Below are 25792 nucleotides of genomic sequence, written 5' to 3'. Positions count from 1 at the left end.
ATGACACAGTCCGTTGCACAGTCCGCTGCTTGGCCCGACGTCAAACGATCGCTCGTCGCAATCCTGCGCGGCATCAAGCCCGACGAGGCCGAGGGGATCGTCGCGGTCCTGATCGAGGCGGGCTTCGAGATGATCGAGGTGCCGCTCAACTCGCCGGATCCGTTCGTGTCGATCGAGCGCCTCGCCAGCCGTTTCGGCAAGGACTGCCTGATCGGCGCCGGCACCGTGGTCAACGCGCCGGATTGCGTGCGCGTCGCGGAGGCTGGCGGCCGGTTGATGGTGAGCCCGAACGTCGATGCCGAAGTGCTGGCGACGGCGCAGGCCTACGACATGGTGACCATGCCTGGCGTGTTCACGCCGACCGAGGCCTTCCTTGCCCTGCGCTGCGGTGCGTCGGCGTTGAAGTATTTCCCTGCCTCCGTGCTCGGGCCATCGGGCATCGCGGCGCAGCTTGCCGTGCTGCCGAAGGGCGTCGTGGTCGGCGCGGTCGGCGGCGTCTCCGACACGAATCTCGCCAGCTATGTCGCGGCCGGCGTGCGCGCCTTCGGCCTCGGCTCGAGCCTGTACAAGCCGGGCATGACCGCGAGCGATGTGCGCAAGACGGCATGGGCCTCCGTGCACGCCTACGATGCGGCTGTCGCCGCCGTTGGCTGACCTGACCGTGCATGACGGTTCCGTGACGCCTTCATGAAACTGCCGCCGCCGTGCGGCGTTGACCGGGAACTCGTGTTTGTTCTCTCAACGCCATGGCAATGCACAGCGCGATCGGAAGTCGAAGCTATCAGCCGGGCACCGCGATCCGCGTGACGCCGACCAGGGCCGACAAGACGATCGCAGACATTGCGGCCCGCACGACCACCCCGCTCCTCCAGAAGCTCGGCCGTGGTCTGTCCTGGGGCGCTGACGAAAAGGTCTGGCTGGGGCTGAGCACGATCGGCTGGCTCGTCAGCCGCGGACAGGCTCGGTCGGTTCGACGCGCGGCGAACCACGCGCTCCTCGTCACGGTCGCCGTCTCGCTGCTGCCGCATGCAATGAAATCGGCCTTCAGCCAGATGCGGCCCGATCGGGAGACCATCCGCGGTCATCTCAACGGCGTTCATCTGTCCGGCAACGCGGAGGATGCTTTTCCGTCGGGCCACGCCTTGCACATGGGCGCGCTGTTCTCGGCGGCTGGCACGCTGCCGACACCGCTGCGGGTCGGAACGCGCAGCATCGCGCTTGGCCTGTGCGCCACCCGCATCCTCATCCTCGCGCATTGGGCCAGCGACGTTGCGGTCGGCTTCGTGATCGGGGCGTTGATCGAGCGCGGGCTGCGCGTGTGGACCGGCTATGGACAGGATGGGGACGGCCAGACATGACCGAATACCTCGTTCGCTTTCTGATCGGCGGCATCATCGTGTCGGCCTTCGCCATGATCGGCGACGTGCTGCGCCCGAAGAGCTTTGCCGGCCTGTTCGGCGCTGCGCCCTCGGTGGCGCTGGCGACGCTTGGCGTTGCGGTCGTCGCCCATGGCGCGGCCTACGCGGCCGTGCAGACGCGTTCGATGATGTTCGGCGCGGTCGCGCTCTGCCTCTACAGCGTGACCGTGTGTCAGCTATTGATGCGATGGCAGATGCGCGCGCTCACGGCGAGCCTGCTCGCGACGCTGGTGTGGCTCGTCGCGGCGCTCGGGCTGCAGGCGGTCTTCGCCGGAGGCGGGTGAATGCTGGTCCGCGTCTCTCCATCGTCGCTGAAGGACGGCAAGTGGCACGAATATGTGGTCCGCTTCGCCCTTGGCGGCGCGGCGACGGTCGTGACAGGGCTGATCGCCAAGGGCTTCGGCCCGGCGATCGGCGGCCTGTTTCTCGCGCTGCCGGCGATCTTCTGCGCCAGCGTGACATTGATCGAGACCCACGAGATCAGGCGCAAGCGGCACGAGGGGCTGGCAGGCAAGCGGCGCGGGCGCGAGGCGGCGGCGCTGGACACGGCAGGCGCGGCACTCGGCAGCATCGGCCTGCTCGCCTTCGCTGCCGTGTTCACCGCGCTCGTTCAGTCGAGCGTGGCACTCGCCTTCGTGGCCGCCACCGCATCATGGCTCACCGTCGCGGTGACCGCGTGGTGGATCAGGCGCAAGCTACGCGTTACCACGGCCCGCAAGGCTGCGGGCCGCCTGGATCCCGATCGCCAGCGGTCCTCGCCGCTGATCAGCTCGCCGCGGCGTTGATCTCCGGCGAGCCGCTGTCCTCCCCGGATTGAGTGAACGCCTGCAGCGCCTCGGCCATCTGGATGCGACCGCCGACACCGGTGATGACCACGTCCACCATCGTGAACGACGAATGGAAATGACCGCGCGCCTTGAGCTGGCCGACGGGTACGCCGGCCGCGGCGAGTGCTTCCGCATAGGCCACGCCCTCGTCGCGCAACGGATCGAACTCGCAGGTCACGATATACGCCGGCGGCAGTCCCTTCAGCTGTCCGCGCAGCGGCGACACGCGTGGGTCGGTGCGATCCGCCGGCGAGCAGTAGATGTCCCAGAACCAGAACATCAGGCCGCGTGTCAGGAAGTAGCCGGCGGCGTTCTCGGTGTATGACGGACGATCGAAACTACAATCGGTGACCGGGCACACCAGCAGCTGACCGCCAATCGCCGGCCCGCCGCGATCGCGCGCCAGCTGGCAGGTCACGGCCGCGATGTTGCCTCCGGCGCTCCAGCCGGCAACCAGGACCGGGCCCTCGCGGCCGCCGAGCTCGGCGGCGTGCTCGGACACCCACTTCGCCGCGGCATAGCCATCCTCGGCCGCGGCTGGGAAGCGATGCTCAGGCGCGTGGCGGTAGTTCACGCTGACGAAGATCATGTTGGAGCGGCGGCACAGGTCGCGGCAGAACGGATCGTCGGACTGCTCGTCGCCGAGCACCCAGCCGCCGCCATGGAAGTAGACGACGATCGGATGCGGCCCGGGCGTCGCGGGACGATAGAGGCGATAGGCGAGGGGGCCGTCGGCACCGGGCAGCGTGCCGTCCTTCACCTCGCCGACGGGGCGGCCCGGCGGCCGCGCCTTGTTGAACTCGGCGACGAAGTCGCGCGCGCCCTGTGCGCCCATCGATTCGATCGGCGGCAGGTTCATCTCGGTGAGCATGTTCAGCACCAGCCGGACATCCGGCTGCAGCTTCACGATCTCACCGTCGTTGCACTGGGTCGCGCCGTCCGGGCCGGTCAGCTTGAAGCCGAGCATGCCGCGGCTGACGATCTCGTTGCAGATGCCGCGATAAGGTCCGACGCCGCCGGTGTAGGGCATCAAGGTCTGAGGCTTGCCCGGCACGTTGGCGCCCGTGTACCAGGTGTTGGCGAGCCGGTGCAGCGTGACCGTCGAGCAGTCCGCCATGTGGCGCATCCAGCCGGCCTGCGCCGTTTCGGTCGGCTCGATGGTGGTGAAGCCGGCGTCGCGCAGCGCGGCGAGGCGCTCGACCACGAAGTCGACATGCTGCTCGATCGACACCGCCATGTTCGACAGCACGGACGGGCTGCCCGGACCGGTGATCAGGAACAAATTGGGGAAGCCGGCGACGGTGAGACCGAGATAGGTCTCCGGCCCATCGGCCCAGCTGTCGTCGAGCGACTTGCCGCCGCGGCCCTTGATCGGATGCACGGCGCGGATCGCACCGGTCATGGCATCGAAGCCGGTCGCGAACACGATGACGTCGACGTCGAAGCTGCGCTTGTCGGTTGTGATGGCGCCAGCGGTGATCGACGCGATCGGCTCCTTGCGCAGGTTCACCAGCGTCACGTTCGGGCGGTTGAACGTGGCGTAGTAGTTGGTGTCCAGGCACGGCCGCTTGGCGCCGAACGGATGATCGTGCGGCGTGAGCGCCTCGGCCGTCTCGGGGTCCTTGACGATCTCGCGGATCTTCTCGCGGATGAGATCGGCGAGCAGGGCGTTGCCATCGGCATCGACGCCCTGGTCGGCCCACAGCTGCGTCAGCATGCCGACGAGGTCGCCCGAGGCCCACATCTTCTCGAAGCGCTCGCGGCGCTCGGCCTCGCTCAGCGCCCAGCTGAACTCGGTGGCCGGTGGGATCGGCACGCCGGTCATCGACCAGCGCGCCTGCTCGCGCAGGCCGGCGCGATCCTGTGCCAGCTGCGCGGCACGATCCGCCGGCAGCGGCCCGTTCTGCGCGGGAAGCGCGAAGTTCGGCGTGCGCTGGAACACGGTGAGCTGCGCCGCCTGCTCGGCGATGATCGGGATCGACTGGATGCCGGACGAGCCGGTGCCGATCACGGCGACGCGCTTGCCGCGAAGATCGACGCCGTCGTGTGGCCAGCGGCTGGTGAAGTAGATCTCGCCCTTGAAATCGTTGACGCCCTCGATCTCCGGCGGCTTCGGCTGCGACAGGCAGCCGGTCGCCATGATGTAGTGGCGGCAGGACACGGCGGGGCCCTTGTCGGTCGTCAGCAGCCAGCGCTCCTGGGCCTCGTCCCAGGACGCGCCGAGCACGCGGGTGCCGAAGCGGATGTCGCGACGCAAGTCGTAGCGGTCGGCGACGAACCCGAGATAGCGCAGGATCTCCGGCTGCGTGGCGTATTTCTCCGACCACTGCCAGGCGGTCTCGAGCTCGGGATCGAAGGTGTAGCTGTAGTCGACGGTCTGGATGTCGCAGCGGGCGCCGGGATAGCGGTTCCAGTACCAGGTGCCGCCGACATCGTTGGCGGTATCGAGCGCCACGGTCGAGAAACCCGCCTTGCGCAGGCGATGCAGCAGGTACAATCCCGCAAATCCGGCGCCGACGACGGCGACGTCCACCGTCTGCGTTTCGCCGTGAGTCGTCTCCTGTGCGCGTGCCTCGACCATTCCGTCTGACATGCTGACCTCCCGATGATTTTGTGATTGCCGGAAAGGCTAGCTCTGCTCGTTTGGTTTGTCAGCACACAAAACAACGATCTGCGGTTGTTGCGCCGCAAGAAGCGGCATGAATCCGGTATGCCAGGCGCTGATTTTGCATTGCCGCTGAAAACGCCGTTGCGGAGTGGACAAGACCCTGAGAAAGCGACAGAAAGCGCTCCTGCCGCGGCGCATTCACCAAGTTTCAACGCATCGCGACTGTAACAACCGCTACACTACGCCACACCCACGATTTGATCAGGCCAGGCCCATGCCGCTCTCGCTGCCCAAGCAAAAGATCCGCGTTCTGCTCCTGGAGGGCGTCAACGACTCGGCCGTCCGCATGTTCGAGGCCAGCGGTTATACCGAGGTCGAACGGCTGCCCAAGGCGCTCGGTTCGGCGGAATTGAAGCGGATGCTGTCGGGCGTGCACATGCTCGGCATCCGCTCGCGGACCAATCTGACGGCGGATGTCTTACAGGCTGCCGACCGCCTCATGGCCGTAGGCTGCTTCTCGGTCGGCACCAACCAGGTCGATCTCGACGCCGCCAAGCGGCTCGGCATTCCCGTCTTCAACGCGCCCTATTCGAACACGCGCAGCGTCGCCGAGCTGACCATTGCCGAGGTGGTGATGCTGATGCGGCGCATCTTCCCGCGCTCGGTCTCGGCGCATGCCGGCGGCTGGGACAAATCCGCCAATGGCAGCCGCGAGGTGCGCGGCAAGACGCTCGGCATCGTCGGCTACGGCAATATCGGCTCGCAGCTGTCGAACCTCGCCGAGGCCATGGGCATGCGGGTGATCTTCTTCGACCTCACCGACAAGCTGCGCCATGGCAACACCGAGCCGGTCGAAAGCCTCGACGAACTGCTGGCGACGAGCGACGTCGTCTCGCTGCACGTGCCGGAGACGCCGGCGACCGCCAACATGATCGGCGAGCGCCAGATCCGCCACATGAAGGACGGCGCCTACCTCATCAACAACTCGCGCGGCACGGTGGTCGACATCGAGGCGCTGGCGAGCGCGCTGCGCGACGGCAAGCTCTCGGGCGCGGCGGTCGACGTTTTCCCGGTCGAGCCGGCCTCGAATGCCGATCCGTTCGTCTCCCCGCTGCAGGGCCTGCAAAACGTGATCCTGACCCCGCATGTCGGCGGCTCCACGGAGGAGGCGCAGGACCGCATCGGCGGCGAGGTTGCGCGCAAGCTGATCGACTATTCCGATGTCGGCTCGACCTTCGGCGCTGTGAACTTCCCGCAGGTGCAACTGCCGGCGCGCCCGACCGGCACGCGCTTCATCCACGTCCACCGCAACGTTCCCGGCGTGCTGCGGCAGGTCAACGAGGCGGTGTCGCGGCACAACATCAACATCCTCGCGCAATATCTGCAGACCGATCCGGAAGTCGGCTATGTCGTGCTCGAAACCGATGTGGTCGGCGGCGAGGGCGAGGAGCTGCTGTCGGAGCTGCGCGCGGTCGACGGCACCATCCGTGTACGCGTGCTGTACGATCACGACCGGCCCTGAGCGGGGAAGGCTGACGTCGATGAGCGCCCAGTCCCCATCCTCGTCAGCATCCTCCGTCGTGCTCAGCACGACGGTGCCGGCGCGCGTGCTGCGCCACGATCCGCAATACGGCCTATCGACGCTGTTCTTCGCCGATGGCGAGCTGCGGGTGCCGATGGTCGATGCCGCCATCGATGCCGGCGTGTCGGTGACCATCGAGGCGCGCGACGTCTCGATCGCGCTGTCGCGGCCGATGGACGTGTCGATTACCAACCGCTTACCGGGCCGGATCGAGGAGATCCTGCCGCTCGATCCGCCTTACGTGCGGGTCACCTTCGATCTCGGCACGACGAAGCTGCATGCGCTGGTGACGCTCGAATCGGTCGAGCGGCTGGCGCTGGAGCCGGATCTCTCGGCCTGGGCGATGATCAAGAGCGTCGCGATCGGGCCCGGCGCGGTTCGGCCTTCGGAGCTGCCTCGGCCGCGCCGCTGGCCCGCTTCTGATAGCGGGGATCGGTAGCCTTCTGCAGCTCGCCCAGCGCCGCCGCCGTGGCGGTGCGTGTGCGTCGCTCCATCGAGCCGTACAGTGCGACCAGCCGTTCTCCGAACGCCGTGATCTCGGCGCCGCCGCCGCGGCGGCCGGGATGCGTCTCGAACACCGGCGTCTCGAAGGTGCGGTTCAGCGCATCCACCATCAGCCAGCATTTGCGGTAGGAGATGCCGCTGGCGCGCGCCGCGCCGAGGATCGAGCGCTCCTTGCGGATGTACTCGATCAGCAGCAGATCCTCCGGCGACAGGCTGCCGCCATTGCTGAAACTGATGGTCAATGCGATCTGAGCTTCGCGCTTCATCCCATTCCGATCCGCTCGCGTGGAGAGCCGATCATCTCATGGGTGCTCCGCGATGTCACCCTCCGGGCGGACCACGCCTCGATCCAGCCGGGGCTGCGTGCCACGTCGGCGGGCACGCATTCGGCGAATGGGCCTGCGAAGCGCGTCCAGGCCTCCCTCATGGCGGGTGAGACGGCGGTGATGATCGGAAGCCCTGCCGAGATCGCCGCGCCGAATGCATCGGCGAGACCGCTGCCTGCGGCTTCCTGCTTGCCGAACTTGCTGAGAATCACCACGTCGGCGCCGCGCGAGATCGACCGCTGAACGGCCGCACAGGCGAGCGCCAGGCCTTCCGGATCGAGATGGCAGGCCTGCGATCCCGGACCGAGATCCTGCGAGATCGAGAACATGCTGTTGTCGCCGAGGCTGCGCAGCATCATCGCCTTGCATGGTCTCGCTTTGTCCGCGCTGCTCTCGATCACGCCGGATACGCGCAATCCTGCGTCTGCCAGGCGCGTGGCGAACTCGCCGAGCAGGTCCTGAATCACCGTCGATGCAGCGCCCTGCAGCGCCACGATCCGACTCGTTCCGCTATCAGCTGATGCCATGACAATCCTCTTCACACCCTGGTGGAGACGCGGCCCGCCGTCCGACCCGTTTGCATGATCTGGTGAACGGCCGAGACGACGCCCGTAGCGATCGCCTGTCCGCGTTCGTCCATGCCGGTCCAGGTGGCGTGACGGCCGCGCGGATCGATCTCGATCAGCTTGATGTCGGCCGGCACGCGGAGACCGTCGCGCGCGATGCCGCGCAGCGTGCCGTCGAGCGGCGCCAGCGCCGGCGTGCCGCCGAGCGAGCCGAGCTGCATCCCCTTGTAGACGCGGGTGCCGATGTCGAGCGGCGTATGCCAGACGGCGTCCTGGTCCGAGTAAACGAAGCGCTCCCGCCCGGCGCCGCCGAGATCGCGCGCTTTGCCGTCGGCGTTGCGCGTGGTGCCCTGCGCGACGATCGCTCCAGTCTCGCAGGGGTGAGTCTCAATTGCGATGTCGCAATTGTGCCCGACGGCAAAGCGCGGGCCGATGCCCACCGCGATGCCGGCGACGCCGCGCAGATCAGGCGTGGCCAGATGTTTCTGCATGCGGGCGTCGATGATGACCGCTGGATAGCGGAACGCGATGATGTCGGTGAGATGCAATCCGGTCACGGCGACCTGGTCGGGCGCGCGGTGAATGCGCACGACATCCGCAATGCTCTCGGCCCGCGCGCCGACCACACCGTCGACGTCGCGCGCCTCGCCGAACAGGACGTCGTGGAACGCCATGCCGCGGCGGATCACCGGAGGAAACGCATCATGACAGAGCACGATCGCAAAGCGGGCGCGGCTGAGCTTCGCCGCGACGGCGGAGGCGATCTCGTTGGTGCCCAGCACCAGCGCGAGCGGCTTGGGCGCGTTCGGATGCCAGGTGACGGCGGCGGGGTTCATGCTGATGACCTCGTGTTGCGAGATCGAAATGAGCAAGCGTCGGGCCAGCAAGCCCAGCGCGAGACAAGTCATTGTACGAGTTCACGAATCCAGGACTATCCAACCAGCTTCGGTCAAAAGCTGTATTGTTTAGGATATAACATAAGATGCTATATTGTCGTGTATACAACACGGCGTGATGCTGGAGATAAAGCGCGGAGTCCTGGCCTCAGGCGAGGGGCTCTTCGCGGCGGACCAGCGCGACGCCCTTGACCTGGGCGTAGACGGGCAGTCCGACCTGAAGGCCAAGCTCGTTCCACGAGCGCTGCGTGACGCGCGACAGCAGCCGCGCGCCGTGGCCGTCCTCGCCGAGGCCGAGCAGGGCGGTGACGCGATGATCCGACTGGCTGCGGATCTCGAGGATCCTGGCCCTGAGCACGTTGACGATGGTGCTGCGGCTGGGTGCCTCGACCGCGAGGCTGACGTCATCCGCCAGCACGCGCAGGCGGCGCCGGGTGCCCAGCGTGAGCGGCTCAGTCGGCACCAGGAAGGATCCTCCGCCGACTTCGAGCGTCGCCATGCCGTCGGTCGCATCCTGCTTCAGCACAGTAGCGTCGAGGCTCACCGCGGCATCGCGTGACAGCGCCAGCGGTAGCGACAGATCGGCTTGCAACTCGGACAGCGGACCCGACGCCAGCACGGCGCCATTGCGCATCAGCACCAGCTGATCGGCGAGCCGCTCGACCTCGGCGATGTCGTGGCTGATGTAGAGGATCGGCAGGACGAGCGCGGCGTGCAGCCGCTCCAGATAGGGCAGGATCTCGTCTTTGGTCATCTGGTCGAGCGCCGACAGCGGCTCGTCCATCAGCAGGAGTTTTGGCTGGCTGAGGAGCGCGCGGCCGATCGCGACGCGCTGCCGCTCGCCGCCGGAGAGATGCCGCGGCGAGCGTTCGAGCAGTCTGGCGATGCCGAGCAATCCCACGATCTCGTCGAAGCCGATCGCGCCGGCCTCCGTCCGCCCGGGATGGCCGTACATCAGGTTGCGGCGGACCGAGAGGTGCGGAAACAGGTTGGCTTCCTGGAACACGTAGCCGATCGGCCGCTGATGCACGGGTCGGAAGGTCTTCTCGTCCTGCCAGACATCGCCGGAGACGGAGCACAGCCCGTCGAGACGATTGAGCCCGGCGATGCAGCGCATGACCGCGGTCTTGCCACAGCCGGAGGGGCCGAAGATCGCGGTCACGCCGCGCGCCGGAACCTCGAAGCGTGCGTCCAGCCCGAAGCGCCCGAGCGTGCCGCGGAAATCGACCTTGACCGTGCTCATGACGCGCTTTTCGTCATCTTCTTCTCGATCAGCATCATCGTCAGAATGACGACGAACGAGAACACGACCATGCCGAGCGCGAGCACCGAGGCCTCGGTCCATTGCGAGGTCTCGACATAATCGTAGATCGCGACCGACAGCACCTTGGTCTTGCCGGGAATGTTGCCGCCGATCATCAGCACGACGCCGAACTCGCCGACCGTGTGGGCGAAGCCGAGGATCGCACCGGTGAGGAAGCCGGGACTCGCCAGCGGTACGGCGATGGTCCAGAACGCGCGCCACGGCGAGGCGCGCAAGGTGGCGGCTGCCTCCATCGGCTTTTCGCCCATCGCCTCGAAGGCGTTGCGGATCGGCTGCACCACGAACGGCATCGAGAACAGCACCGAGCCGATCACGAGACCTGGAAACGTGAAGGCCAGCGTCCGCGCGCCCCACAGCGAGGCCAGCGCGCCGCCAGGGCCGCTCGGACCGAGCGCGACCAGCAGATAGAAGCCGAGCACGGTCGGCGGCAGCACCAGCGGGATCGCGACCAGCGCCGCGACCGCCTCCTTCCACCAGGCCTTCGACCGCGCCAGCCACCACGCGATCGGCGTGCCCACGAGCATCAGGATGACGGTCGTGAGCGCCGCGAGCTCGAGAGTGAGCCGGACCGGTTGCCAGATGTCGGCCGAGACGTGGAGGTTCATGAGTCCGAGTGCTCAGGTGCCCGATTTCGGGTCCAGAGCATAGCCGAACTTCTCGATGACGGCACGGGCTTCGGGGGTCCTGAGGAAGGCGAGAAATGCGGTGGCCGCCTCGTTGCCGGCCGAGGCCTTCAGCAGCACCGCATCCTGGCGGATCTCGGTGTAGAGATTCTGTGGCACCAGCCAGCGCGAGCCGCCGGCATTCGGCATCAGCTGCGACAGCGCGACGAAGCCGAGCTCGGCATTGCCGGTGTCGACGAACTGGAAGGCCTGCGAGATCGTGTTGCCCTGGACGATCTTGGGCTGGACCGCCTCATAGAGCTTGAGCGCCTTCAGCGTTTCGATGGCGGCAGCGCCATAGGGCGCTGCGGTCGGATTGGCGATCGACAGCTTGTTGAACGCGCTCGCCCTCAGCGTCTCCTCGCCCTTCACCGTGTTCGCATCTTTGCTCCACAGCACGAGCTTGCCGATGGCATAGGTGAAGCGGCTCTCGGGCACGCCGAGACCTTCGTCGACCAGCTTCTTCGGCCGCTCATCATCGGCGGAGAGCAGGATGGCGAACGGCGCGCTCTCCTTGATCTGGGTGTAGAACTGCCCGGACGAGCCGAAGCTCAGCACCAGCTCATGCCCGGTCTTGGCCTTGAACAGCGCAGCGATCTCCTTGGCCGGCTCGGTGAAGTTGGCGGCCACGGCGACGGTCGCGCTGCCGGCGAACGCATTAGCGTTGGTCAAGAGGGCAATGGCCGCGCCCAGGGCGGCAGTGGCGAAGCGCATCGATCTCATCGCGTTGTCCTTGTTCGATCCACCAGAGGGGTTGTTGTCGGTGAATTGCAAGTCCCGTTCCGGCGCCCCGGCCGGGTCGAGGTTGTGCTGTATCCATTTGTATATATCAGAATAGACAGCTCGCCCTGTTTCCGTCAACACGAGGGCAGCCTCGTGCGATGCGCGTCCCTGTTCGACTTACGACAAGGGCTGCGGCGGCGTGTCGCAAACACGACGGCGCCACGACACATTCGGTGTCGTCCCGGCCTTGAGCCGGGACCCATAGCCACCGGCAGATGTATGAGGCAGGAAGGTGCTCAGGCTGTGCCCCGCACGTCTTCCTGTGGTTATGGATCCCGGATCTTCGCGCGCGATGCGCGCTCGTCCGGGATGACAGCGGGGGGATGATAATGCCACACCCGCGCTGTCAACGCCCGGCTTGGCCGACGATGACAGCGAGGGTCAATTGTCCTCATGGCCACGAACAGGACCCTGGAACGGGTCGTCTAGCCCATCGTCTGCCAGAGCTGCTTGACCAGCAGCCCCGCGCGCTTCTCGATCGCGGCGGCGGCGTCGAGCGCGAGATCCTCGCGATAGCGGCCGGCGATCAGCTGGACGCCGATCGGCTGGCCATTGTGGACCGTGACCGGCACGACGGCACCGGGCAAGCCGAGCACGTTGATCGCGGAGATGAAGCGGATCTCGTTGAAGAAGATCTCCTGGACGCGCTCGGGGCTGACGGTGTCGTCGCGCGGACCCGGCGTCGGCTTGACCGTCGTCGGCGCGAGCACCACAGGGTATTCCTCGAAGAACAGCTGCCAGGCGCGGATATGCGTCGAGCGTTGCGCCGTTGCATTCATCCAGCCGGCGAGGTCGAGGATCTCCGCCTTCGCCCGCATCCCGCCCCACGCCTTGTGGAAATCCTCGGAGGTGACAGCGAGCATCTTGGCCTCCTGCATCACCACGACCTCGGTGGTGATGACGTCGCACCAGGTCTGCCAGACGCCGGAGATGTCGGGGACCTCGACCTCGCTGACGCGATAGCCGGAGCGCTCGAGATGATCCGCGGCCTGCCGGAGCGCAGCGCGCACCGAGGGATCGACGTCCATGTCGTCGGGGATCCTGGCGAGTGCGACCTTGATCGGCCGCTTGGGCTTGTCACCTTCCAGCGGCGCCGGCACCCACCAGGGATCGCGCGGATCGCGCCGGCTCATCACGTCCAGCGCCAGCCGGACATCGGCGACGCTGCGCGCCAGCGGGCCCTGCGACGACATCAGATGCGCCAGCATCGGCCGTTCGGACGCGGCGCTCTCGTTGTAGGCGGGGATGCGCCCCTGCGTCGGCTTGATCGTCACGACGCCGTTGCAATGCGCCGGCCAGCGCAGCGAGCCGCCGATGTCGTTGCCATGCGCGATCGTGCCGATGCCGGCGGCGACCGCAGCACCCGCGCCGCCGGACGAGCCGCCGCAGGTGATGTCCGGATCCCACGGATTCAAGGTCAGGCCATGGAGCGGATTGTCGGTGAAGCCGCGGAACGAGAATTCCGGCGTGTTGGTAAGGCCGAGCACGATCGCGCCGGCCTTCTTGAGGTTGCGCACGACTGGCGCGTCCGACGGCGCAATGATGCTCATCTGGGCCTGAACGCCGTTGGGATTCGGCCGCCCCTCGTAGTCGACGTTCTCCTTGATGGTGACCGGCACGCCGTGCAGCAGGCCGCTCTTGTCGCGCGCCTTGTCGGCGGCCCGCGCGGCCTTCAACGCCTCCTCGCTGAGATCGACGACGACCGCATTGAGCTTGGGATTGACTTCGTGCATGCGCGCGATGTGCGCCTGGGTCACCTCGACCGAGGAGACGGCGCCGGAGCGGATCGCAGCGGCGGTGTCGACCGCCGACCATTGCCAGGCCGGCCCCCTCGGCAGCCGCGGCTTTGCCGCAGCTGCCTTCGCCGGCGGCTTGAGTGGTGTCTTGGCCTTGGCTACGGGCTTCGTCTTTGCCCTCGCGTTCGCTGCGCGCTTCGGGACCGGCCGGGCGGCCTTCGCCGCCGGCTTCTTTGCTGTCTTTGCCATGCTATTCCCCCCAGTTCTGGTTTCAGGCGACCGACATCGTCAGCGGCGGCTCGATCTCCGCGGGCAGCGGGCTGACGTAAGGCGTGCGCGTCGTCCGCTTATGCAGGTCGGCTTTCGCAGCGGCAATCAGAGCGGGCTCGTTGAGCGCCTTGATGCCGAGGCCGGCCATCGCCTTGGCGGCCTGCACCATCGCCTTGTGGGCCGCGGGCGTCTTGCCCTGAGCGACGACCTGCCACGTGTGGAACGGCGTGCCGATGGCCACCGTCGGGGCGTGGACCTGCACCGTCGGCACCACCCAGCTGACGTCGCCGACATCGGTCGAGCCGATCTGCGGATTGCGCTTGGCGTTGAGCGGCACGAGGAAGTCGGCGAGCGGCTTGTCGGTCGGCTCCATGCCGATGCTGTAGTAGACGGACTCGATATCCTTGTCGGTCAGGGTCGCCTGGATCTGGCCGGCGAAATCCCTGTCGCCCTCGTCGAAATGCGGCGGCCCGAGCTCCTGCATCACCTCGTACAGCGCCTCTTCGAGCGGCGTGTTCGGCAGGATGTTGGAGACCGCGGAGATGATCTTCATCTCAACCTTCGTCTCGGTCATCATCGCCGCGCCCTGCGCGATCTTGTGCACGCGCTCGACGAGCTCGTTCATGCCGGGCAGGTCGCGGGCGCGGATCGAATAGCGCACGCGGGCATGCGCCTGCACGACGTTCGGCGCGATGCCGCCGGTGTCGAGCAGCGCGTAATGCACCCGGGCGTCGCTCGGCATGTGTTCGCGCATGTAGTTGACGCCGACATTCATCAGCTCGACGGCGTCGAGCGCGCTGCGGCCGAGATGCGGCGACGCCGCCGCATGCGAGGTGCGGCCGGTGAAGATAAAGTCCGCGCGGGTGTTGGCCAGCGACGGCGTCATCACCACTTCCCAGAAGCTCGACGGATGCCAGGTGATGGCGATGTCGGCATCCTCGAACGCGCCCGAGCGCACCATGAAGGCCTTGGCGGCGCCGCCTTCCTCGGCGGGGCAGCCGTAGTAGCGGACGCGGCCGGGGACCTTGTTGGCGGCGAGCCAATCCTTGACGGCCGTGGCCGCGAGCAGCGCGGCCGAGCCCAGCAGATTGTGTCCGCAGCCATGGCCATGGCCGCCGGTCTCGATCGGACGATGCTCGGCGACGCCGGCCTCTTGGCTGAGGCCGGGCAGGGCGTCGTATTCGCCCATGAACGCAATGACCGGACCGCCTTCGCCCCATTCGCCCATCAGCGCGGTCGGAATCCCCGCGACCTTCTCAGTGATGCGAAACCCCTGGTGCTTCAGCTCGGCGAGATGTTCGGCAGATGAGCGGGCCTCGGTGTAGCAGACCTCGGGCATGCTCCACACGCGGTCGCTGAGCTCGATGAAACGGGTCTTGATCGCGTCGACGCCGCGCCAGATCTCGCTGCGGTTATCCATCTCCGGTCTTGTCCTCTTTGGCAGATAGGAAGCCGGTATGGTTATCAGCTAAGTTCCCGCCCGCCTAGCGATCCCCGGCGGGAGCAGCCATGCGGGCTGGTGTGAGGCCTGTGGCGCGTCCTCCAAGCCGTAAGCAAATCGTGCTGCGATTGGATGCAACGGGATGATTTCGGCAGCGCGTGTGAATGTCCCGTAGACGCGCGTTCTCACATTTCGGAACTGCCGCTGTGCGCCGGTACCACCGCAGTCCAGGAACGATCGCGGACCGCCCCTGTTCTCGGTGCGAGGAGCGCGATCGCCATGCGTGCAGGTCCCATCACGATCATCGTTGCATTGCTGCTGATTCTCGCAGGCGCCGTCGTCTTCGCCTATCAAGGGCTGACGCTGCCGGGCGACCCCATGCCGACCGAGGGATGGATCGCGCTGACGCTCGGCGTGGTGTTCTCGTTGATCGTGGGGATTGGGCTGATGGTGCTGTTGTTCTACAGCAGCCGCAGGGGATACGACGAACCGTCCCGGTTCAGGCCGGACGACCGTCCGGAGTGACGGCTCAAGCCGGTCGCGGCGGATGCTCCGTGCGCGGATGACGGTCGTGCAGCAGCTTCGCCAGCTGATGCCGCAGATCGTCGTGGCCGCGCATCGCGGTCTCGAACAGCGCCTCCTGGATGTCGCGCGGCATGTCGCCCCACACGCTGATCGCGGCGTTCCCGAGCAGCTCGGCGAATCGGTTGTCGTCCATGCGGCACCTCCGGACGAGGTTACGCCCTGGTGCCGCGAAGGTTCCAAGCGGCCTACTGGGTGACGAACAGGACAGTGGCGATCGCCACCGATGCCGCAATGGCTGATACCGTGCCGGTGGTCGACAGCACGCCCATGCGCCGCAGCGCGGCTGCGAATACGATGATGATCGGCGTGGCGGTGACGAGGCCGAGCTGGGCTTCGGTCATAGAACTGCTCCTTGGATCTGCTCCTGGCGGTGCTCTCGATCCCTAGCGCAGTCCGGCGCCGCGCTGTTTGTGCACCGACAAAGAGGGCCTCTGCTCCCCGGACTAGCTTTCCGGCATCCATTCGGAGGGCGCGATGTCTGCACTCACATGCGAAACGGAGCAGGGGGAGCGCTGGGGCGCGTTCGACGGGCTGCCCGGCGATCCCATGATGTGGGTGCTGATCCTCAGCGAGCTCGTCGCGTTCGGCCTGCTGCTCGGCGCCTTCATCGTCGCCCGCGCGGTCCATCCGGTGGTATTTGCGGCCGGGCAGGGCGTGCTCGACGGACCGCTCGCCGCATTGAACACGATCGTGCTGGTGACGAGCGGGTGGGCCGCCGCGCGCGCAGCCGCAGCTGCGCGGCGCGCATCCCCTCGCAACGCACGGCGCTGGATCGCGCTGGCCATGACGCTCGGTGCTGCGTTCATCGCCATTAAGCTGACGGAGTACGGCCATGAGATCGCGTCCGGCGCGAGCCTCGAATCGTCGGTCTTCTTCACGCTCTACTTCCTGCTGACGGGGTTCCACCTGCTGCACGTTGCGCTGGGGATCGTCATCCTCGCCGTCGTCGCCCGCAGCGCCACGTCCAGCGGCGTCGAGACCGGGGCCGCGTTCTGGCACATGGTCGACCTGGTCTGGATCGTCATGTTCCCCATCCTTTATTTGGTGAGGTGAGGCATGTTCCGCGATCGGCTTGATATGGCTTGGCTGCACCTGCTGAGCTTCGCCCTCGCCACGCTCGCAGTCTCGCTGCTGGTGCCGAACAGATGGCTCGTCGATGCGCTGGTCCTCTCGCTCGCCGCTGCGAAGGGCAGGGTGATCGTGCTCGATTATCTCGGCCTGCGCGGTGCGCCCGCGCTGTGGCGCGGTCTGCTCACCATCTGGCTTGCCGGTCTCGCCGCCTTTGCCGTGCTTGCGGTTGCGATCCGGGCTGTCGTCTGACGGGGGATCGCCGCGCTCGTTGCGCTCCGACAAAGAGCCCCTCGGCAGCGCCGGTAGATTGCTTCCACACACAATCGACTCTTCACCAACCGGAAAGGACGTGTCATGGCGGAACGCCTGACCAAGTCGGCCGCGCGGAACGTCTTCTACGGCGGTTCGGCCTTCTTCTTTGCGATCTTCCTCGGGCTGACCGCGCACAGCCACTACTACATGGTCACGACCTCGACCAAGGCGTCGACGCTGTCCGACGGCGTCGCGCGCGGCAAGCATGTCTGGGAGAAGAACTCCTGCATCAACTGCCATACGCTGCTCGGCGAGGGCGCCTATTTCGCGCCCGAGGTCGGCAATGTCTGGGACCGCTGGGGCGGCCGGCAGGATCCTGCCGCTGCGCGCGAGATGCTCAAGTCCTGGATGCAGTCGCAGCCCTCCGGCGCGCCGGGCCGGCGGCAGATGCCGCAGTTCAACCTGACCGACCAGGAGCTCAACGACCTCGCCGACTTCCTGCAATGGACCGACACGATCAAGCGCCAGGACTGGCCGCCGAACAAGGCCGGCTGAGGTCCGCATCCCGCCCTCCATCATGAGAGAGATCCTCGATGAGATATGAGACCCAGAAGGTCGCGATGCTGTATTTCTACGGCGCGCTGACGCTCTTCCTCGCCCAGGTCCTGTTCGGCCTGCTCGCCGGCACCATCTACGTGCTGCCGAACACGCTGTCGGTCCTGCTGCCCTTCAACATCGTGCGCATGATCCACACCAACGCGCTGATCGTCTGGTCGCTGATCGGCTTCATGGGCGCGACCTATTTCCTCCTGCCCGAGGAGACCGAGACCGAGCTCTACAGCCCGCTGCTCGCCAAGATCCAGTTCTGGATGTTCTTCGGCGCCGCGGGTGCTGCCGTGGTCGGCTATCTCTTCCACTATCATGAGGGCCGCGAGTTCCTCGAGCAGCCCTTCATCATCAAGGTCGGCATCGTCGTGGTCTGCCTGATGTTCCTGTTCAACGTGACCATGACGGCGCTGAAGGGCCGCAAGACCACGGTGACCAATATCCTGCTGTTCGGGCTGTGGGGCGTCGCGATCTTCTTCCTGTTCGCGTTCTACAATCCAGCCAATCTCGCCGTCGACAAGATGTACTGGTGGTACATCGTCCATCTCTGGGTCGAGGGTGTCTGGGAGCTGATCATGGCCTCGATCCTGGCCTTCCTGATGATCAAGCTCAACGGCATCGATCGCGAGGTGGTCGAGAAGTGGCTCTATGTCATCATTGGCCTCGCGCTGTTCTCCGGCATCCTCGGCACCGGCCATCACTTCTACTGGATCGGCGCTCCCGGCTACTGGCAGTGGATCGGCTCGCTGTTCTCCACCCTCGAGGTCGCGCCGTTCTTCACCATGGTGATCTTCACCGTGCAGATGACGCTGAAGGCAGGCCGCAAGCATCCGAACCGCGCCGCGCTGCTGTGGTCGGTCGGCTGCTCGGTGATGGCGTTTCTCGGCGCCGGCGTGTGGGGCTTCCTGCACACGCTGTCCTCGGTGAACTACTACACCCACGGCACCCAGGTGACCGCCGCGCACGGCCATCTCGCCTTCTTCGGCGCCTATGTGATGCTGAACCTCGCCGTGATGGCCTATGCGGTGCCGCAGTTGCGCCAGCGTGCGCCGTACAATCAGTGGCTCTCGATCGCGAGCTTCTGGATCATGTGCACGGCGATGATGGTGATGACCTTCGCGCTGACCTTCGCCGGCATCATCCAGGTGCATCTGCAGCGCGTGCTCGGCCAGAGCTACATGGACGTGCAGGACCAGCTCGCGATGTTCTACTGGGTGCGGCTCGGCTCCGGCGTGTTCGTCGCGATCTCGGCGCTGATGTTCGTCTGGGCCGTGCTGGTGCCTGGCCGCGCCAAGCAGGCGGTCATCCCCGGCGCCCTGCAGCCCGCGGAGTGAATGCTGGCAGGCGGCGGCCCGGCGGTCGCCGCCTGCATCCCCCGATTTTGGAGAGAGATCATGAAGGCCGCACTGCACGCGATCGACGCCGTTCCGCCGTTTCCGTCCTACACGCCGACCGGCAATGAATGCGCGCTGTTCGAGCACGCATTCCGGCATCGCCTGCCGGTGCTGCTGAAAGGCCCGACCGGCTGCGGCAAGACCCGGTTCGTCGCGCACATGGCCGCGCGGCTCGGGCTCCCGCTGCACACGGTGGCTTGCCACGATGACCTCACGGCCGCTGATCTCACCGGCCGCTACCTGCTGAAGGGCGGCGACACCGTCTGGACGGACGGGCCGTTGACCCGCGCGGTGCGCGAGGGCGGCATCTGCTATCTCGACGAGGTGGTCGAGGCGCGCAAGGACGTGACCGTCGTGCTGCATCCTCTCACCGACGACCGCCGCATTCTCCCATTGGAGCGCACGGGCGAGGAACTGGCTGCGCCGGACGGCTTCATGCTCGTCGTCTCCTACAATCCCGGCTACCAGTCGCTGCACAAGGCGCTGAAGCCCTCGACGCGCCAGCGCTTCATCGCGATCGAATTCGGCTTCCTGCCCGCGGAGCAGGAGATCGCCGTCGTCGCCGCCGAGAGCGGGCTGTCGCCCGACCGCGTGCGCCCCCTGGTGGCGCTGGCGCATCGGCTGCGTGCGCTGCAGGGCCATGATCTGGAGGAGGGCGTCTCGACACGACTGCTGGTGTATTGTGCCACGCTCGTTGCCGCCGGGACGCCGGTTGACGCTGCCGTACTTGCCGCGATGATCGAGCCGCTGACCGACGATGCCGACGTCAAGGCGGCGCTGCGCGAGGTCGCGCAGGCCGTGATCGGGTGAGCCATGTTCGACTTTCTCGAACTGGAGGAGACCGTCGGCCGCGCCTGGCATCGCCTGGTCGGCACGACGTCGAGCTACCCGGTCCATCCCGATCACGCCGTCGCGCTGAACGACGTGAGCGGCCGCATCGCGGTGATGTTCCGCGCACTCGGCGGCGAGACCGGCGTGCAGATCGCAGGTGCCAAGGCGCGCAAATCAGGGCATCGTCTCGGCTGGCGCCAACGCATCGGACTCGGTGACGAGTGTCTCGACCAGGCCGGGCGAGATGGCGCCACCATTTTTCTTCCGGAGACTCTCGCGCTGCTGCCGGATCGTGCGCTGAACGCGCAGCTCTACCACTGGCTCGCGGCGTGGTTCGCGACCATGCCCACCGATCCGATTGCGGAGGGCGATCCGCTCCGGCGCGATCTTCTCGCGCTGCGTCGGGCTCGAGAGACCACCATCATGGTGCTCACGCGGTTTCCCGGATTAAATCGAAACTATGCCCAACTCGCGCGCGCACTGGCCGCAGCCCGGCCGCGGCGTTCGCTGCCGCGTCTGGAGCAGCAGCTCGAGCAGATCGTCATGGCGCTGCTGGGGGCCGCGGTGCCGCCGCAGGGCGCGTTGTTGAACGCCGTGATTGCCGATGGCGAACTGCCGGGCATGGCGCCGCCCGGCTATCGGCCGATGCTGCCGTGCCCGCTGTGGGGCGATTGCTGGAGCCGCGAGGCCGTCGCGGCGGAACGCGACGACGAGGAAACGCAGACGCCGGCCGAGCAGGCCGAGACGCCCGATACCCGCAAGCGCTTCGCGCGGCGGGAGCGCGACGATGCCACCAGGCGCGATCCGTTCATTCTCAACCGCTTTGAGAAGATCCTCGCGATGGCGGAGATGGTCAATGTCGATCGTCCCACGGACGACACGGACGATGACGACGCCCGCAAGGCCGCGGACGATCTCGACGAGCTCGCGATCTCCCGACGCAAGGGGCGGCCGGCGAGCAAGCTCAAGTTCGATCTCGATCTGCCGCCCGAGGCGGTGGACACCGCGCGGCTGGATAGCGGACGGCTGTATCCCGAATGGAATTATCGCAGCAGCGCCTATCTGCCCGACCACTGCCGCGTCGTGACCGGCGACGCCGCAGAGACAGGCGAGACCTGGGCGCCTGATGATGCGATGCGCCGCCGCATTCGCAGCGTGCGGCGGAGGTTCGAAACGTTGCGGCCGCGCCACGAAGTGATGCGTGCCCAGGCCGATGGGCATGATCTCGACATCGACGCGCTGGTCCGCGCGCGCAGCGATCTCAACGCGGGCCACGGTGGCCTCGATCGCGTTCACCTCGCCATGCGTCCGCTCGCGCATGATCTTGCGGTGACGCTGCTGGTCGACGTCTCCTTGTCGACGGATGCGTGGATCGATGGCGTGCGCGTCCTCGACGTCGAGAAGGAGGCGCTGCTGGTGCTGGCGCATGGGCTGTCGGCCTGCGGTGACAGCCACAGCATCGTCACCTTCACCTCGCGGCGCAATTCCTGGGTTCGGCTCGAAACCGTCAAGGCGTTCGGCGAGAAGATGAGCGGGCAGGTCGAACGCCGCATCGGCGCGCTGCGGCCCGGCTACTACACGCGCATCGGCACGGCGGTACGCCATGCCGCCGGCGAGCTGGCCGAGCGTCCCGAACGCAAGCGGCTGCTGCTGGTGTTGACCGACGGCAAGCCGAACGACGTCGATCACTATGAGGGACGGTTCGCGATCGAGGACACGCGCAAGGCGGTGCAGGAGGCCCGCCGCGCCGGCGTCGCCGTGTTCGGCGTCACCATCGATGCGGCGGCGCAGTCGTATTTTCCGACCCTGTTCGGGCGCGGCGGCTACGCCATCGTCGGCCATATCCGCCGCCTGCCTGCGGCGCTGCCGGCGCTGTACCGGCAGCTCGCGCATTGAGCTCGCGGCTGTCCTCAGGTCGCCGGCTCGCGCAGGTTCCTGAGCGGTACCGGCAAATGGCCCATCAGCTTGTCGAACTCGCCGGGATCGAGCTTCTCCCACAGGATCTCGAAGATGCCGCGCGCCGCCTTGAGCGGATCGACCGGGAATTGCGGCGGCAGCTGGCGGAAGATGTCGTCGACGAACTCCTCGAGATGCCGGTCCTTGGTTGGCGTCGCCGCGTGGTGCCAGCCCTCGTAGTAGACGCCGCGGATCAACAGCGGCAGCTGCGCGCCGAAATTCGCGGCGGTGGCCAGCGGCAGGCGGTCGCGCAGGACGTGCAGCACCGCGCGCAGCGCGCTGTAGGCCTGCTGGCGGCTTGCCAGCGCCAGCCGCTGCTCGATCGTCTTCAGCCAAATGTTGGTTTCGTGGACGGTGTGGTCCAACGCGGTGACGCCGATCTCGCTCATCTGATTCTCCATGGCAATGCAGGGACCGTTGGCGGAACGCCGAACCAGGGAACCGCAACGACTGATTCGCTTGGACGTGCCGGCAGTAGGCGGCGCGTTCGAACCGAGAACGTTGACCTGCATCAATGTCACGGTCTTGTGGACGACCGCGAGGTAAACGGACGGTCAAGAGCGAGCTTCGGCGTTTACTGTTCCGGCCGTCGGAACGAATCACGCTCAGATCTTCGCAGTGCGCTGGCGCGCCATCAGGTTGAACCGTAATCGTCCTGCTTGTGCAGAACGCGTCTTCGCTTGCTCGTCGCGACAGACTCACCTTACATCGGTGTTGTTCGAGGCGCGGAGACCCGCGTACCCGGCACTCCCTCAACTCACGAATCGACGTCGGCTCGCAATGCTCAAGTCTGCCCAAGAGAAGTCTGCTCACGTGAAGTCTGTTCACAACAAGCCTGCTCAAGACAAATCCGGCAACGACCTTCCGCTGACCGGCTATGCGGTCGTGGTCGATGGTCAGATCAAGACCGAGTTCAAGACCAAGGACGGTGCGCATAACGGCGCGCATGATCTCAAGCGTCGCTTCCCGATGTTGCAGATCAAGGTGTACGACGCCGAGACGAAGCAGACCCACGAAATCGAGCTGGCGCGGGCGTGAGATCGCGCGGCGGGAGCCTTGCCGCCACGCGCTCGCGGGGCTCCCGTCCTGGACTGAAATCGTCGATGTGCCTTGTTCGCGCCTGAGCGCCTCGGTACATGCCAGTTATGTCATCGCAGGGGCGCTGCCGTTGATGCGCATCTCGTCCGTTCCGGAAAGGATGGTGCCGTTGCGGTTTTCATGGCGCCATGACCGCCAAGCAGATTGCATTTTCTGCGCTGGTTTCGTTTGATCGCGATCTGCCTCTCGCGCTGGAAAGCCGGCAATGACGCCGTTGGCGCGCAGACTGGAGACCGCCTTGAGTCGCATTTTTCGCGCCGCCGCCGCCCAGATGGGCCCCACGCAACAGGCCGACAGTCGTGCGCACACGCTGTCCCGCATGATCGAGCTGCTGGAGCGGTCGGCCGCGCAGGGCGCCACACTGGTGGTGTTCCCGGAGCTCGCCTTCACCACCTTCTTTCCACGCTGGATTCTGGAGGGCGAGGCGCTCGACAGCTATTTCGAGCGGTCGATGCCGAACCCGTCGGTGGCTGCGCTGTTCGACCGGGCGCGCGCGCTTCGTGTCGGCTTCTATGTCGGTTATGCCGAATTGACGCCGGACGGGCGGCGCTTCAACAGCGCCATCCTGGTCGATCCCGACGGCGAGATCATCAGCAAGTATCGCAAGGTGCATCTGCCGGGCTCGGTTGAGCCGCGCGCCGGCGCCAAATATCAGCAGCTCGAGAAGCGCTATTTCGGTTACGGCGATCTCGGCTTTCCGGCCGTGCGCACCGGTTCCGAGTGGGGCGGCGCGATCATGGGCATGATGATCTGCAACGACCGGCGCTGGCCGGAATCCTGGCGCGTGCTCGGGATGCAGGGTGTCGAGCTGGTCTGCGTCGGCTACAACTCGGCGGCCTACGATCCGAACGGCGGCAACACCGAGGATGCATCGCTGCGCACCTTTCATTCGACGCTTGTGGCGCAGGCCAACGCCTACATGAACGCGACCTGGGCGATCGCCGTGGCCAAGGCGGGCGACGAGGACGGCAGCGGTTTGATCGGCGGCTCCTGCATCGTCGATCCCAATGGCTGCATCGTGGCGCAGGCGAAGACGCTTGCCGACGAGGTGCTGGTCGCCGAGATCGATCTCGACCTGTGCCGGCAGGGCAAGGACAAGATGTTCAACTTCGCGGCGCATCGTCGGCCGGATCAGTACAAGGTCATCACCGAGCGGGCGGGCGTGGTCGAGCCGGTCGCGATCGACTAGCTGAAACGCGCGGCCGCATCTCGCGTGGCGAGCCGGTGGGTCTCATTGAACTCTGTCAAACAGCTGGGGCAAGCCACATCGTTGCCGCGGCACTGAGTGCCCGGATGTTGCTGAAGTCTCGGCCCTCTTGGAGAGATGAGGGCGCAGGGAAGGCCGGGTGCCGGTCGCACCCATGGTCCGCGTGCGGAAAAAAGCACGCGGCAGAACCACAGGTACGGACCGGAGCATCCGGCCCTCCCTGCGCGATGGTTTACGGCTTATACGCGATCTCCCCGGCGCCCGGCTCGTTGGCCGCCGTCATCGTCCGATGCGTCACACCGGCCGACTTGATACCAGCTTCGGGGTATCAGAACCACGCGACTTCGCCGTCCGCAGAGCACCGCTCGTCCGCGCAAGCGCATCCGATGCTCCGACGTCCACCGCATTGCCGATCCAACGTATCGTGACGACGCGTACGCCCCTCATCCGGACCGGAACGGGGGGAGGATAAACCCGAAATTCTGATTTCTGGAAAGCGATTTATTTTCGTGCGGGCTCTTGAAAGTCCCCTTGTCATTGAAGGCACGAATGAAATCAGCATTCCCGCGCGAAGAGATCAGCCTGGGCCGGCGGACGATTCCAGCTCCGAATCTCAGCAGGAGCATGCCCGTCGGGCAAATCAAGGCAGGGACGTCGCGCTGACGACAACTGATCGTAGCCGACCCGGCTCACGCGAACTTTGCCAGACCGTGACCGACGGACCAGTTCTCCTTTGCGGCATCGAGAACAATCACGAACACGTCCTCCGGCCGGATGCCGGGGTTCTCACCGAGCAGCTCGGCGATGCGCCGGAACAGCGCCTGCTTTTGCTGGGGCGTGCGGGTGCTGAACACGGTGATCTGGATGTAGACGAGGTCGTCGCTGCGGTCGACGCCGAACGCCTTGCCGTAGCGGAAGTTCGACGGATCGTGCTCGGTGATGGTCATGAACTGATCGTCGTCGGGCACGTCGAGGGCCTCGCGCATTGCCTGGTACAGGCTGTCGAAGATGGCCTGGCGATAGGCCGCGGGCTGGCCGGCTTGCAGGGAAATGTGAAGCAGGGGCATGGTCGTCCTCATCTGATCTCCAGACAGAGAATAGATGCGGCCCCGGCAATCGGATATGTTGCCGGCTCTGATATCAGTCATAACGGTTGGAAATGACCGGGCAACCGCTCGACCTCGACGCCGTCCAGGCCTTCGTTCGCATCGCCGAGCTCGGCAGCTTCACGCGCGCGGCCGAGGCGTTGGAGACCACGCAGGCGGCGATCAGCCTGAAGCTGCGGCGGCTGGAGACCCGGCTCGGCTGTCGGCTGATCGAGCGGACACCGCGTTACGTGCAATTGTCCGAGCGGGGCGCGGCGTTCCTCGATGCCGCGCGTGAGCTGCTCTCGGCACATGACCGCGCGTTGGCCGTGTTCGAAGGTGTGCGCCAGCGCCTGACCGTCGGCATCAGCGATCATGTCGCCGGGCCGGAGTTGCCGTCGCTGATCGCGCACATGAATGAAAGGGATCCGCGGCTGGTGATCGAGATCCGGATCGGGTCGTCGGCCGATCTGCTGCAGAGTTTCGACCGGCGCGAGCTCGACGCGGTGATCGTTCGCTTCGAAGCCGGGCGGCCTGATGGTGAACTGATCGTCGAAGAAAAGTTCGGCTGGTTCGCATCATCAGATTGGCGGCATCGCCCTGGTGAGCCGCTGCCGGTCGCCACCATGGCGGAGCCGTGCGGCGTGCGTGCCATGGCTGCACAGCATCTCGATGCGGCGGGTGTGTCGTGGGCGGAGGTTTTCGTGGGTGGTGGCGTTGCCGCCGTCGCGGCGGCCGTGATGGCGGGCCTCGGCATGGCCGCG

The 25792-nt window shown here is 66.5% G+C and carries 30 protein-coding genes; 16 read left to right on the top strand and 14 right to left on the bottom strand.

Annotation, left to right across the window (positions count from 1 at the left end; all coding sequences use genetic code 11):
- The 4 genes from BRAO375_RS15295 to BRAO375_RS15280 all read left to right on the top strand — a co-directional run bounded on the left by BRAO375_RS15295 (position 1) and on the right by BRAO375_RS15280 (position 2203).
- Positions 1 to 654 carry a 2-dehydro-3-deoxy-6-phosphogalactonate aldolase gene (locus tag BRAO375_RS15295; protein ID WP_009028369.1) on the top strand — a complete coding sequence of 218 codons (654 nt, stop codon included), beginning with the start codon at positions 1 to 3 and terminating at the stop codon, positions 652 to 654.
- Positions 655 to 752: 98 nt separating this feature from the next.
- The gene (locus tag BRAO375_RS15290) at positions 753 to 1358 is read left to right on the top strand and encodes a phosphatase PAP2 family protein (protein WP_009028368.1); all 606 of its coding nucleotides are present in this window, start codon (positions 753 to 755) and stop codon (positions 1356 to 1358) included.
- Positions 1355 to 1702 carry a DUF3147 family protein gene (locus BRAO375_RS15285; RefSeq protein WP_009028367.1) on the top strand — a complete coding sequence of 116 codons (348 nt, stop codon included), beginning with the start codon at positions 1355 to 1357 and terminating at the stop codon, positions 1700 to 1702. The genes BRAO375_RS15290 and BRAO375_RS15285 overlap by 4 nt, the downstream gene beginning before the upstream one ends.
- Positions 1703 to 2203 (top strand): hypothetical protein, encoded by a 501-nt coding sequence (locus BRAO375_RS15280; protein WP_009028366.1) that lies wholly within the window; start codon positions 1703 to 1705, stop codon positions 2201 to 2203.
- Here the strand turns inward: BRAO375_RS15280 and BRAO375_RS15275 are convergent.
- Positions 2184 to 4838 (bottom strand): flavin-containing monooxygenase, encoded by a 2655-nt coding sequence (locus tag BRAO375_RS15275; RefSeq protein WP_009028365.1) that lies wholly within the window; start codon positions 4836 to 4838, stop codon positions 2184 to 2186. The genes BRAO375_RS15280 and BRAO375_RS15275 overlap by 20 nt on opposite strands.
- 289 nt (positions 4839 to 5127) lie before the next feature.
- Here BRAO375_RS15275 and serA point away from each other — a divergent pair, with 289 nt between their 5' ends.
- Positions 5128 to 6375, top strand: a complete 1248-nt coding sequence (gene serA / locus BRAO375_RS15270; protein ID WP_009028364.1) for a phosphoglycerate dehydrogenase — start codon at positions 5128 to 5130, stop codon at positions 6373 to 6375.
- Positions 6376 to 6394: 19 nt separating this feature from the next.
- Positions 6395 to 6874 (top strand): TOBE domain-containing protein, encoded by a 480-nt coding sequence (locus BRAO375_RS15265; RefSeq protein ID WP_009028363.1) that lies wholly within the window; start codon positions 6395 to 6397, stop codon positions 6872 to 6874.
- Here the strand turns inward: BRAO375_RS15265 and BRAO375_RS15260 are convergent.
- The 8 genes from BRAO375_RS15260 to BRAO375_RS15225 all read right to left on the bottom strand — a co-directional run bounded on the left by BRAO375_RS15260 (position 6783) and on the right by BRAO375_RS15225 (position 14922).
- On the bottom strand, positions 6783 to 7205 hold the full coding sequence (locus tag BRAO375_RS15260) for a winged helix-turn-helix domain-containing protein (RefSeq protein ID WP_009028362.1): 423 nt from the start codon (positions 7203 to 7205) through the stop codon (positions 6783 to 6785). The two genes, BRAO375_RS15265 and BRAO375_RS15260, sit on opposite strands and share 92 nt — an antisense overlap.
- Entirely contained in the window at positions 7202 to 7792 is a 591-nt protein-coding gene (locus BRAO375_RS15255) for a DUF2478 domain-containing protein (protein ID WP_009028361.1), read from the bottom strand. The genes BRAO375_RS15260 and BRAO375_RS15255 overlap by 4 nt, the downstream gene beginning before the upstream one ends.
- 11 nt (positions 7793 to 7803) lie before the next feature.
- Positions 7804 to 8667: a xanthine dehydrogenase gene (locus BRAO375_RS15250; RefSeq protein ID WP_009028360.1), complete on the bottom strand. Its 864-nt coding sequence runs from the start codon at positions 8665 to 8667 to the stop codon at positions 7804 to 7806.
- A 208-nt stretch (positions 8668 to 8875) separates the two neighbouring features.
- Entirely contained in the window at positions 8876 to 9970 is a 1095-nt protein-coding gene (gene modC / locus BRAO375_RS15245; protein WP_009028359.1) for a molybdenum ABC transporter ATP-binding protein, read from the bottom strand.
- A complete protein-coding gene (modB, locus tag BRAO375_RS15240) occupies positions 9967 to 10656 on the bottom strand; it encodes a molybdate ABC transporter permease subunit (protein ID WP_009028358.1) in 690 nt (229 codons plus the stop codon). Before modB ends, modC begins: the two co-directional genes overlap by 4 nt.
- 12 nt (positions 10657 to 10668) lie before the next feature.
- Positions 10669 to 11436 carry a molybdate ABC transporter substrate-binding protein gene (modA, locus tag BRAO375_RS15235; protein WP_009028357.1) on the bottom strand — a complete coding sequence of 256 codons (768 nt, stop codon included), beginning with the start codon at positions 11434 to 11436 and terminating at the stop codon, positions 10669 to 10671.
- 485 nt (positions 11437 to 11921) lie between these two features.
- The gene (locus tag BRAO375_RS15230) at positions 11922 to 13481 is read right to left on the bottom strand and encodes an amidase family protein (RefSeq protein WP_009028356.1); all 1560 of its coding nucleotides are present in this window, start codon (positions 13479 to 13481) and stop codon (positions 11922 to 11924) included.
- Between the two features lie 22 nt (positions 13482 to 13503).
- Positions 13504 to 14922, bottom strand: coding sequence for a M20 family metallopeptidase (locus tag BRAO375_RS15225; RefSeq protein WP_009028355.1), 1419 nt, complete (start codon positions 14920 to 14922; stop codon positions 13504 to 13506).
- A 300-nt stretch (positions 14923 to 15222) separates the two neighbouring features.
- Here BRAO375_RS15225 and BRAO375_RS15220 point away from each other — a divergent pair, with 300 nt between their 5' ends.
- Entirely contained in the window at positions 15223 to 15468 is a 246-nt protein-coding gene (locus BRAO375_RS15220) for a hypothetical protein (RefSeq protein ID WP_009028354.1), read from the top strand.
- A gap of 4 nt (positions 15469 to 15472) precedes the next feature.
- Here BRAO375_RS15220 and BRAO375_RS15215 read toward each other — a convergent pair whose 3' ends face one another.
- Both BRAO375_RS15215 and BRAO375_RS38015 read right to left on the bottom strand, forming a co-directional pair.
- Entirely contained in the window at positions 15473 to 15661 is a 189-nt protein-coding gene (locus BRAO375_RS15215; RefSeq protein ID WP_009028353.1) for a hypothetical protein, read from the bottom strand.
- A 52-nt stretch (positions 15662 to 15713) separates the two neighbouring features.
- Positions 15714 to 15869, bottom strand: coding sequence for a hypothetical protein (locus tag BRAO375_RS38015; RefSeq protein ID WP_009028352.1), 156 nt, complete (start codon positions 15867 to 15869; stop codon positions 15714 to 15716).
- Between the two features lie 133 nt (positions 15870 to 16002).
- Here BRAO375_RS38015 and BRAO375_RS15210 point away from each other — a divergent pair, with 133 nt between their 5' ends.
- The 6 genes from BRAO375_RS15210 (at position 16003) to BRAO375_RS15185 (ending at position 21578) form a co-directional block, all read left to right on the top strand.
- Positions 16003 to 16581, top strand: a complete 579-nt coding sequence (locus tag BRAO375_RS15210; protein ID WP_009028351.1) for a cytochrome c oxidase subunit 3 — start codon at positions 16003 to 16005, stop codon at positions 16579 to 16581.
- A gap of 3 nt (positions 16582 to 16584) precedes the next feature.
- Positions 16585 to 16848: a cytochrome C oxidase subunit IV family protein gene (locus BRAO375_RS15205; protein WP_009028350.1), complete on the top strand. Its 264-nt coding sequence runs from the start codon at positions 16585 to 16587 to the stop codon at positions 16846 to 16848.
- A gap of 105 nt (positions 16849 to 16953) precedes the next feature.
- Positions 16954 to 17406 carry a c-type cytochrome gene (locus tag BRAO375_RS15200; protein ID WP_009028349.1) on the top strand — a complete coding sequence of 151 codons (453 nt, stop codon included), beginning with the start codon at positions 16954 to 16956 and terminating at the stop codon, positions 17404 to 17406.
- A 38-nt stretch (positions 17407 to 17444) separates the two neighbouring features.
- A complete protein-coding gene (locus tag BRAO375_RS15195; RefSeq protein WP_009028348.1) occupies positions 17445 to 18791 on the top strand; it encodes a cbb3-type cytochrome c oxidase subunit I in 1347 nt (448 codons plus the stop codon).
- 60 nt (positions 18792 to 18851) lie between these two features.
- Positions 18852 to 19661 (top strand): CbbQ/NirQ/NorQ/GpvN family protein, encoded by an 810-nt coding sequence (locus BRAO375_RS15190; protein WP_009028347.1) that lies wholly within the window; start codon positions 18852 to 18854, stop codon positions 19659 to 19661.
- Between the two features lie 3 nt (positions 19662 to 19664).
- Entirely contained in the window at positions 19665 to 21578 is a 1914-nt protein-coding gene (locus BRAO375_RS15185; protein WP_009028346.1) for a nitric oxide reductase activation protein NorD, read from the top strand.
- A gap of 14 nt (positions 21579 to 21592) precedes the next feature.
- Here BRAO375_RS15185 and BRAO375_RS15180 read toward each other — a convergent pair whose 3' ends face one another.
- Entirely contained in the window at positions 21593 to 22027 is a 435-nt protein-coding gene (locus tag BRAO375_RS15180) for a DUF2267 domain-containing protein (protein ID WP_009028345.1), read from the bottom strand.
- Between the two features lie 424 nt (positions 22028 to 22451).
- On the opposite strand from BRAO375_RS15180, the gene BRAO375_RS15175 reads away from it, so the two are divergent.
- Complete coding sequence (locus BRAO375_RS15175; protein WP_244423197.1) at positions 22452 to 22676, top strand: hypothetical protein; 225 nt, start codon at positions 22452 to 22454, stop codon at positions 22674 to 22676.
- Positions 22677 to 22781: 105 nt separating this feature from the next.
- Here BRAO375_RS15175 and BRAO375_RS37400 read toward each other — a convergent pair whose 3' ends face one another.
- Positions 22782 to 22985, bottom strand: coding sequence for a hypothetical protein (locus tag BRAO375_RS37400; RefSeq protein WP_139031386.1), 204 nt, complete (start codon positions 22983 to 22985; stop codon positions 22782 to 22784).
- Between BRAO375_RS37400 and BRAO375_RS15170 the strand changes: the two genes are divergently transcribed.
- Positions 22975 to 23925 carry an N-carbamoyl-D-amino-acid hydrolase gene (locus BRAO375_RS15170; protein ID WP_083842488.1) on the top strand — a complete coding sequence of 317 codons (951 nt, stop codon included), beginning with the start codon at positions 22975 to 22977 and terminating at the stop codon, positions 23923 to 23925. The two genes, BRAO375_RS37400 and BRAO375_RS15170, sit on opposite strands and share 11 nt — an antisense overlap.
- Positions 23926 to 24632: 707 nt before the next feature.
- On the opposite strand, the gene BRAO375_RS15165 is transcribed toward BRAO375_RS15170, so the two are convergent.
- Positions 24633 to 25010, bottom strand: coding sequence for a tautomerase family protein (locus BRAO375_RS15165; protein ID WP_009028342.1), 378 nt, complete (start codon positions 25008 to 25010; stop codon positions 24633 to 24635).
- 92 nt (positions 25011 to 25102) lie between these two features.
- Here BRAO375_RS15165 and BRAO375_RS15160 point away from each other — a divergent pair.
- A partial coding sequence (locus tag BRAO375_RS15160; protein WP_035640458.1) for a LysR family transcriptional regulator occupies positions 25103 to 25792 on the top strand: 690 nt, incomplete at its 3' end.

This window comes from Bradyrhizobium sp. ORS 375, assembly GCF_000239775.1.
Taxonomy (GTDB): domain Bacteria; phylum Pseudomonadota; class Alphaproteobacteria; order Rhizobiales; family Xanthobacteraceae; genus Bradyrhizobium.
The sequence above is the reverse complement of the archived record's forward strand: the minus strand, read 5'-3'. Positions and strand labels throughout refer to the sequence as shown.

Bases quoted from the DNA above. Each gene is read 5' to 3' on its own strand.
- BRAO375_RS15255 (WP_009028361.1), bottom strand. From the start codon at position 7,792: ATGGCATCAGCTGATAGCGGAACGAGTCGGATCGTGGCGCTGCAGGGC.
- modA (WP_009028357.1), bottom strand. From the start codon at position 11,436: ATGAGATCGATGCGCTTCGCCACTGCCGCCCTGGGCGCGGCCATTGCC.
- BRAO375_RS15185 (WP_009028346.1), top strand. From the start codon at position 19,665: ATGTTCGACTTTCTCGAACTGGAGGAGACCGTCGGCCGCGCCTGGCAT.
- BRAO375_RS15195 (WP_009028348.1), top strand. From the start codon at position 17,445: ATGAGATATGAGACCCAGAAGGTCGCGATGCTGTATTTCTACGGCGCG.
- BRAO375_RS15280 (WP_009028366.1), top strand. From the start codon at position 1,703: ATGCTGGTCCGCGTCTCTCCATCGTCGCTGAAGGACGGCAAGTGGCAC.
- BRAO375_RS15190 (WP_009028347.1), top strand. From the start codon at position 18,852: ATGAAGGCCGCACTGCACGCGATCGACGCCGTTCCGCCGTTTCCGTCC.
- BRAO375_RS15275 (WP_009028365.1), bottom strand. From the start codon at position 4,838: ATGTCAGACGGAATGGTCGAGGCACGCGCACAGGAGACGACTCACGGC.
- BRAO375_RS15285 (WP_009028367.1), top strand. From the start codon at position 1,355: ATGACCGAATACCTCGTTCGCTTTCTGATCGGCGGCATCATCGTGTCG.
- BRAO375_RS15230 (WP_009028356.1), bottom strand. From the start codon at position 13,481: ATGGCAAAGACAGCAAAGAAGCCGGCGGCGAAGGCCGCCCGGCCGGTC.
- BRAO375_RS37400 (WP_139031386.1), bottom strand. From the start codon at position 22,985: ATGCGACTCAAGGCGGTCTCCAGTCTGCGCGCCAACGGCGTCATTGCC.
- serA (WP_009028364.1), top strand. From the start codon at position 5,128: ATGCCGCTCTCGCTGCCCAAGCAAAAGATCCGCGTTCTGCTCCTGGAG.
- BRAO375_RS15205 (WP_009028350.1), top strand. From the start codon at position 16,585: ATGTTCCGCGATCGGCTTGATATGGCTTGGCTGCACCTGCTGAGCTTC.
- BRAO375_RS15180 (WP_009028345.1), bottom strand. From the start codon at position 22,027: ATGAGCGAGATCGGCGTCACCGCGTTGGACCACACCGTCCACGAAACC.
- BRAO375_RS15290 (WP_009028368.1), top strand. From the start codon at position 753: ATGCACAGCGCGATCGGAAGTCGAAGCTATCAGCCGGGCACCGCGATC.
- BRAO375_RS15295 (WP_009028369.1), top strand. From the start codon at position 1: ATGACACAGTCCGTTGCACAGTCCGCTGCTTGGCCCGACGTCAAACGA.
- BRAO375_RS15215 (WP_009028353.1), bottom strand. From the start codon at position 15,661: ATGGACGACAACCGATTCGCCGAGCTGCTCGGGAACGCCGCGATCAGC.
- modC (WP_009028359.1), bottom strand. From the start codon at position 9,970: ATGAGCACGGTCAAGGTCGATTTCCGCGGCACGCTCGGGCGCTTCGGG.
- modB (WP_009028358.1), bottom strand. From the start codon at position 10,656: ATGAACCTCCACGTCTCGGCCGACATCTGGCAACCGGTCCGGCTCACT.
- BRAO375_RS15260 (WP_009028362.1), bottom strand. From the start codon at position 7,205: ATGAAGCGCGAAGCTCAGATCGCATTGACCATCAGTTTCAGCAATGGC.
- BRAO375_RS15220 (WP_009028354.1), top strand. From the start codon at position 15,223: ATGCGTGCAGGTCCCATCACGATCATCGTTGCATTGCTGCTGATTCTC.
- BRAO375_RS15225 (WP_009028355.1), bottom strand. From the start codon at position 14,922: ATGGATAACCGCAGCGAGATCTGGCGCGGCGTCGACGCGATCAAGACC.
- BRAO375_RS15250 (WP_009028360.1), bottom strand. From the start codon at position 8,667: ATGAACCCCGCCGCCGTCACCTGGCATCCGAACGCGCCCAAGCCGCTC.
- BRAO375_RS15210 (WP_009028351.1), top strand. From the start codon at position 16,003: ATGTCTGCACTCACATGCGAAACGGAGCAGGGGGAGCGCTGGGGCGCG.
- BRAO375_RS15200 (WP_009028349.1), top strand. From the start codon at position 16,954: ATGGCGGAACGCCTGACCAAGTCGGCCGCGCGGAACGTCTTCTACGGC.
- BRAO375_RS15265 (WP_009028363.1), top strand. From the start codon at position 6,395: ATGAGCGCCCAGTCCCCATCCTCGTCAGCATCCTCCGTCGTGCTCAGC.
- BRAO375_RS38015 (WP_009028352.1), bottom strand. From the start codon at position 15,869: ATGACCGAAGCCCAGCTCGGCCTCGTCACCGCCACGCCGATCATCATC.
- BRAO375_RS15165 (WP_009028342.1), bottom strand. From the start codon at position 25,010: ATGCCCCTGCTTCACATTTCCCTGCAAGCCGGCCAGCCCGCGGCCTAT.